Below are 7,568 nucleotides of genomic sequence, written 5' to 3'. Positions count from 1 at the left end.
ACCTATTATTATCCCACCATAACCGTCTTTTATCATCTCAATATTATTATCCATTAAACCGGTCAATAACAATTCTCCGCTTTCTGACCAATTATCACCGATGCTGCCATCTGCCTCCAGATAGAGCCCATGAACAGTATCACCGTAAACCCAACTCACATACACTCCATCTTCTTCACTACTGATCATTTCCCACCTGGAACGATGAGAAAATTCCGTTGGATTTATGGTTATCCCATGCTCACCCCACAAGCGGTTACCTGATGTGTCAAATCTCTGAAAACGCATTATCATCGGATAATGTTCATGCCATGCGATAACAATATCTCCGCTCGAAGTCTCGCAGATAATTTCTCCATTGGGATAATATAATTCCTCATCCACAGCCAGTATTGGCTCAGTCCACTCAACATCTCCACTCTCATTCACTTTCTGGATTTTCATCTGCTGTCCGCCATTGCCGGCATCACTCCACAGCAGCATAAAACTGCCATCCGCAAGCGTCGTTACTGCCCCTGAATAATTCAAATTTGCTTCTGGACGAACCAGTTTACCACTTTCTTCCCAGGAAATAAAACCGCTTAGATTCACTAAGATACATAATACTAATAATAGAAACAATTTCTTCATCTGATCCTCCATTATTCATTCTATTCTCGACTGACACAGTGGTAGAATTATAGTAAACAAATAATACATCCTGTAAACGGTTTTATGTCCCACTGACTGATTTAAGTCTATTTTACTTCACAATTACACACATATATTAATTACGGCTTACGTTAACGTCTTTTGCATTGGTTTTACGTGCATAATTTGTTCCACAAATAGTCAAACATTTTTTCACCCGCAAAACCTTTCGAATGGTGTTCACACCTTCGAAATGGTTGAACAAAAATATTTCTGCTGCCAGGTGGGGCGCAGATAACGACCGCCATCATTACACAAGAAATGCAGAAGTGCCTTAATAACAATCATTATTATCTCCTGAAAATAACAAAATCGATAAACTGCTATCAGATTATCGATTTTGTCTTTATTAATTACTTTTAACCTAATCTGAGCAACGCTCAGGTTAGGTTTAACTTATTTTATAAGTATCATCCGCGATGCTTTGCTGCCAATCCCATCTCCTGATAATTGATAGAGATAAATCCCAGTACTCACTAATTTACCCGCAGCATTCCGGCAATCCCACTCCACTTCATTTCTTTCAGCAGAAAGACTTCTCACTTTTTGCCCGCGAATATTATAAATATCAATCTGGGCATCCTTGACTTCCCGAGGCAGATCACATCTCAAAGTCGTACTGCCAGTAAAGGGATTAGGATAATTGCTTATCTGCACCTGATAAGATTCTTCAATATTTTCTTCACTCACATCTAATATATTCAAATCTATTTTCTGGATAAATAAAGCAGCAGGGGAAAGTTCATGATAAAACCCTCCACGGTTATCTTTCCATAAGACGATACTGTTTCCCGCTTCATCTATCACTGAACCAGCCAGACTCTGTTCATACATATCCGTGTATATATGCTGGCATACTATGATACCCTCATCAGGCACTCCAGGCAACAGATTTCCGTCAATATCAAATATCTTGGCATAAAGATTATCATTAAAAATTTCAACTTCCTCATCCGTCCAGTAAAGCACCATAATATCCTGCCAAATATCTAAACACCAGTACTTTCTATAATTATATTCCGCCAGACTCTCACTCCAGACAAAATTTCCATCCATATCAAATTTATCGACCACAATCTCATCTGTCACTACATTTTGATATGATATATATATATTATCTTCATAAACCTGCACATTCATTGAAAAATGATTATCTGACAATAATTCATATCCACCTTCTTCCCAGAGAATTTCTCCAGCATCACTTATATATTGTCCCATATACTTTCTTTCATTATCAATATATTCACGCCAGAAAACCAGTACACCTTCCCCATATTCAATCATTTCTTTTCCACGAATTCCATGGATGCTTTCATTGCTCGCAGCTATCTCTAATCCCTCTGCTCCCCAACCTGTTGCCGGTTCTCCATTATCATCAAAACGCTGGATCATTAATTGACTTGCTGCCATACTCTCCTTTGCCCAAAGTACCTTATCCCCAACCAGATAAAAATCTACTATATCTTCTTCTTCTGTTTGACAAACCACCAGTCCATCACCCCAGATTGGCTCATTATTAATTATCCGCTCCAAATATAATGTGTTTTCTGTCTCCATCCAGGTTGGATCCATTGTTGTCCAGGCAACTGTAAAACCATTCTCATAAGCATCAACGCAAGCATCTTGGCAATGCTCTTCTTCATTATTGAATATTAGACCTTGATCACCTAATAGTCTATTACCAGCCAGATCCATTTCCTGAACTGCACAGGAGTCTTCAGGAGAATCTATATTGCTTATTGTGAAGCTAACGCAAAAAGTTTCTCCATCATTACTGAAACATAATGATTCCAAATACTGTGATTCATCTGTTCTGTCTGTTAATGGTATACCAAATTCGCTAAATTCATTTTCGCCAGTATTATTATTTATCAATTGCAGATATATTTGATCATGTCCATACCGGGAATCTTCCCAGGCTATGATTGAATTCTCCCCATTTGTCTCTATAAGAGACTGATATATATTTCCTGATAACACGCTGTGCACGATATCTCCACCCTCTTCAAATAATATATTATCCTCTGGATCTATATACTGAAACCGAATCACATCATCTGCCTCGTCACCACTTGACTCCCTCCAGAATAATCCTGTTACTCCTGATGCTGCTAATCCAATCTCATATTCATTACTGCCATAAGGACAAATATAGGAATTTCCTATAATTACGGGCTCTTCTCCTGACAGCAGGTCACCATCACTATCATAATGTAAATATAAAATCAGGTTGGTTATATTATCATATCTGTATTTCAGAAATACTTTCAAGCCTCCATCACTATCGGCTAAAAGATTTATATCCCGAAATTCACTGGAACTATAAGGAAATATAAAGTTACTTTCTTCCCACTCTAATTCTCCGCCTATTGCTGATTTCTGCATAACAAGTTTTGTGGTTGACCCAATATCCTCCACCCAAACCAAACCAAGTTCAGCATCGGATGTTCGCACTGCCATAAACCGTTTATCATTCGCTCCCTCACTCAACTCACCTGCCAATTGCATTTCGGCATACTCCAGATCACCATTTGCATCTATTAGATTCACCAGATACTGGTTACCTTGTCTCACTATTACTGCATACTCTCCTTCTTCCCAGTTCAATATGGCAAAATCATCCTCTGAGCCTAATTCCTCATGTATTATGCCATTTATTCCCCAATATTGATCAGCATTGATACCACACCTTTGAAGCATAAGCTCATTTCCACTCTCAGATAGACTCCCGATTACTATTCCCCCAAATCCATCTCCGATCACCTGTATACTATTGTCCATAACTCCGGTAAGAATAACTTCCCCATTCTCTGACCAGTTTTCTCCAATACTGCCATCTTCCTCCAGATATATTCCATATACTGTCTCGTTACAAACCCAACCAACATATACGCCATCTTCTTCACTGCTGATCATCTTCCACTTTGGACTAAAATAAGATGCTGTTGGATATATGGTTATACCATCTTCGCCCCACAAACGGTTACCTGCTGTATCAAAACGCTGAAATCTCATTTCCCTCGGATTAGTTTGCTCATGCCACGCTATCACAACATCTCCACTGGTAGTCTCGCAGATCATTTCTCCATTGGGATAATATAATTCCTCATCAACAACCATTAGCGGCTCTGTCCACTCAATATCTCCACTCTCACTCACTTTCTGGATCTTCATCTGCTGTTCGCCATTACCGGCATCACTCCATAGCAACATAAAACTGCCATCCACAAGCGTCGTTACTGCTCCGGAATAATTCAGATTTGATACTGGACGAACCAGTTTACCACTCTCTTCCCAACAAATAAAACCGCTTAAATTTACTATGATACATAACACTAATAACAAAAATAATTTCTTCATCCGAGCCTCCAATATTCAATCCTTTCACGACTGACACAATGGCAACATTATTGTAAACAAACAATACATCCCGTAAACGGTTTCATCTCCCACTGCCTGATTTTAGTTAATTATTCTTCACTTTTTAACACTTATATTAATTTCGGCTTACGTTAACGTCTTTTGCATTAGTTTTACGTGCATAATTTGTTCCATAAATATTTAGAATGAATATTATTATTAGAATCTAATATCTGATCCCTGATTTCAAGTATTAAGTTTTTTATCCCTCTAAAACCTTTCGGATGGTGTTCACACCTTCGAAATGGTTGATCTCAGATTATTTATTCAGATCCACAAGTATTTTATTCAGCTCTTCTTTATATTCCTGATCTGTAGTTTTAAGGTTCACTTTCTCTAATGCTGTGATATGTGCAGTATGGAGCGCTTCCTCTGAAGTAGTCGCTATATGCGGTATCACTCCGGTTTCTTCCCAGTTCGTTTTGGATATCGGATTATATGAGCAACCAATCGGAACCTGTGTTAAAATGTCACCTTTTACAATTAGTACATCAATGGGATGTGCTCCACCTTTAGTGGTTTCACCCACCACAACTGCCCGTTTTAATTGCTGAAGGTCACAAGGAGACTGTTCAACTTAAGTAATTGATATCGTTGCAGGTTTTCAATTTTTGCTACATAAAAGTGCACATATGCATCATATCTGTCAATTTTTCTGAAATTGACAGATTCCCTGACAGGGGAATAACTATAATAGCCCCAGGTTGTTGTATTTCAACTACCTGGGGTAAAATATACCCACCACTACTTCCCCTCCCCCAAACACCGGCTACGCCGGTGTTTGGGGGAGGGGTGCCTTATTATATCATAAACCCCAGGTAGTCACTTCGTGCCGACCTGGGGCTATTATTGTGAATCCCTTTCAGGGATAAATCAATAACAAAGACAGAACAGTCTCGTCACAAGCAAATTATCCATCAGGAAGAAATCTCTTGACTTGATTTTTTATTATTGCTTCATTATTATGATCTGGTAGTTATATAAATATGGAGGGCATTATGAAAAATATAGTGTTATTGATTTTGTTTCTACTTTTTTCCTCATTTATGTATTCTCAATCAATAATTTGGGCAGAAACCTTTGAAACTGATCCGGGAACCTGGACTTTTGATGATAATTGGAGTATTGCAAATGATATGCTTATATTATCCGGTGAACCTGAAATTACATCTTACGATCTTTCAGCAACTTCACCAGTGATACCTTTACCTCAAAATGTTTCTGAATGCATTGTCACTCAATATCTTCAGGAAAACAGCGCTGTTGATGAGATGGGAGAGATCAGCATTATTTATAATGGTTCAGAGGACGTTATTTGGAGCTGGAACCTGACACAGGGAAATTGGGGTGTTATAGGTGGAGAAGAGCTTACGCTTTCTATAGAGGATTATATTGGGGAAGAAGTTCAATTAAGATTTCGGAGTTATGGCTCATCTTCAGCCAATTATGATTTCTGGAATATCTTTAATCTTGCCATCTCTGCTATCGATCTACCTCCAACTAATTTCACGGCTGTTTTGGTTGACAATGATGTGATTATGGATTGGGAACCACCATCAGAACAAACTAACCTTATCGGTTATAATGTCTATAATAATGAAGAAGTGATCAATGCAGATATTGTTACTGATTTATTTTTCACTGATGAAAACATCGCCTTCGGAATTTATTCATATCATGTTACTGCAGTCTATGAAGGTGGTTTTGAGAGCATATCTTCAAACCAGGTAACAATTGTCTATATCGATACTGAGAATGACAATGCCCTTTATTTCGATGGAATTGATGATGAAGTGGTGGTGTCTTCTGATCCTGCTCTTAATCCCACATCTACAATAACTGTGGAAGCATGGGTAAAGCTGAATTCTTTAACCGATATACCAACAATAATTGGAAACGAAGATTGGTCAAATAGTGAAGCAGGTTATATTTTGAGAATAGATAACTATGTTGATTTAAATACTCCTCAATTCCAGATCGGCACAAATAACAACTGGCTAAGCGCAAGTGCTCCAGCAGGTTCAATACCATTAGATACATGGACACATGTTGCAGGAACTTTCGATGGATCAGCAATTAGAATTTTCATAAACGGTGTTGAGGAGGGTTCCACACCTTATGACGGCTCGATTATCCCGTCAAATATAGATATAAGAATTGGCTCTCACTGGGATAGCTATGTTGACAGGCATTGGAATGGCGTCATTGATGAAGTGCGCCTGTGGAATGTTGCTCATTCAGAGGAAGAGATTTTTGGCGATATGACAATTCCTTTAACTGGAGTGGAACCGGGATTAGTTGCCTTATGGAGATTTGAATCTGGAAGCGGAAATGAGGCAATTGACTTTACTGGAAATGGTCATACAGGATTGATCAATGGGGCGGAATGGACAGAAGGTTATCCGATGATCATTCCAAATGGAACTGTTGAAGGTACCATAATCAATAGCGAAACATTGGCTTTTGTGGAAAATGCAATAATTACACTGGACACATGCCAGGCAATAACGGATGTTCATGGAGAATTTGTGATCGATATCTTTCCTGGAGAATATCAATTGACCTGTGAACACGAAGATTACCTGTTCTATACATATTCCGAAGATATTATCGTATTACCAAATGAAACACTGGAACTCGAAATTGAGCTGATCCCGATTAACGGAGCTGTTACAGGAACCGTGATTGACAGCCAGACAATGACACCTGTGGAAAATGCGTTAATTACCATGGGTACATATCTGGCAATGACAGATATTCAGGGAAACTTTTCACTCGATATCCTTCAGGGAGAATATCAGTTGACTTGTGAACATGAAGACTATCAACTCTTTACATATCCCGAAATTATCAATGTCATAGCAAATGAAACGGTAAATGTCGATATTGAGCTGATCCCCTTAAACGGAACACTTACGGGAACAGTGATCAATAGCGAAACAATGATCCCCGTGGAAAATGCGATAATTGCACTAGACACCCTACAGGCGATAACAGATATTCAAGGGGATTTTTCCCTCGATATCCTTCCGGGAATATACCAATTGACTTGTGAACACGAAGATTATCTGTTCTATACTTATCCCGAAGATATTGTAATATTGCCAAATGAAACATTAGGTCTCGATATTGAACTTACCCCGAGTACTGGAATTGAGGATGGAACCCTGACTCTGGTTACTGAATTGAAAGGTAATTACCCAAATCCGTTCAATCCAACAACGATCATCGAATACACTATCGATGAACCGGGAAAAGTAAGCATAAGGATATATAACACAAGGGGACAATTGGTAAAAACTCTGGTCAATGAAACAAAAAATGCCGATTATTACTCCGAGACCTGGAATGGAAAGGATAATAACAACAACGATGTTCCCAGCGGAATATATTTCTATAAACTAGATACAAAAAATTATTCTTCTATCAAGAAGATGATATTGATGAAATAGTGT

The 7,568-nt window shown here is 38.5% G+C and carries 4 protein-coding genes; 1 reads left to right on the top strand and 3 read right to left on the bottom strand.

Features of this window, described 5'->3' with window-relative positions; all coding sequences use genetic code 11:
* The 3 genes from RAO94_06735 to RAO94_06725 form a co-directional block, all read right to left on the bottom strand.
* The coding region (locus tag RAO94_06735; protein MDP8322027.1) for a hypothetical protein at window positions 1-630 on the bottom strand (630 nt) is incomplete at its 3' end.
* 456 nt (window positions 631-1,086) lie between these two features.
* Complete coding sequence (locus tag RAO94_06730) at window positions 1,087-4,053, bottom strand: T9SS type A sorting domain-containing protein (GenBank protein MDP8322026.1); 2,967 nt, start codon at window positions 4,051-4,053, stop codon at window positions 1,087-1,089.
* Window positions 4,054-4,372: 319 nt separating this feature from the next.
* On the bottom strand, window positions 4,373-4,642 hold the full coding sequence (locus RAO94_06725) for a hypothetical protein (GenBank protein ID MDP8322025.1): 270 nt from the start codon (window positions 4,640-4,642) through the stop codon (window positions 4,373-4,375).
* A gap of 469 nt (window positions 4,643-5,111) precedes the next feature.
* Here RAO94_06725 and RAO94_06720 point away from each other — a divergent pair, with 469 nt between their 5' ends.
* Window positions 5,112-7,565: a LamG-like jellyroll fold domain-containing protein gene (locus RAO94_06720; protein ID MDP8322024.1), complete on the top strand. Its 2,454-nt coding sequence runs from the start codon at window positions 5,112-5,114 to the stop codon at window positions 7,563-7,565.
* The last annotated feature ends 3 nt before the right edge of the window (window positions 7,566-7,568 follow it).

This window comes from Candidatus Stygibacter australis (genome assembly GCA_030765845.1).
Taxonomy (GTDB): domain Bacteria; phylum Cloacimonadota; class Cloacimonadia; order Cloacimonadales; family TCS61; genus Stygibacter; species Stygibacter australis.
Note: the sequence above shows the minus strand (reverse complement) of the source record. Positions and strands in the feature narration are given on the sequence as shown.

Coding starts and splice junctions, on each gene's coding strand:
- RAO94_06730 (MDP8322026.1), bottom strand. CDS start 4,053: ATGAAGAAATTATTTTTGTTATTAGTGTTATGTATCATAGTAAATTTA.
- RAO94_06720 (MDP8322024.1), top strand. CDS start 5,112: ATGAAAAATATAGTGTTATTGATTTTGTTTCTACTTTTTTCCTCATTT.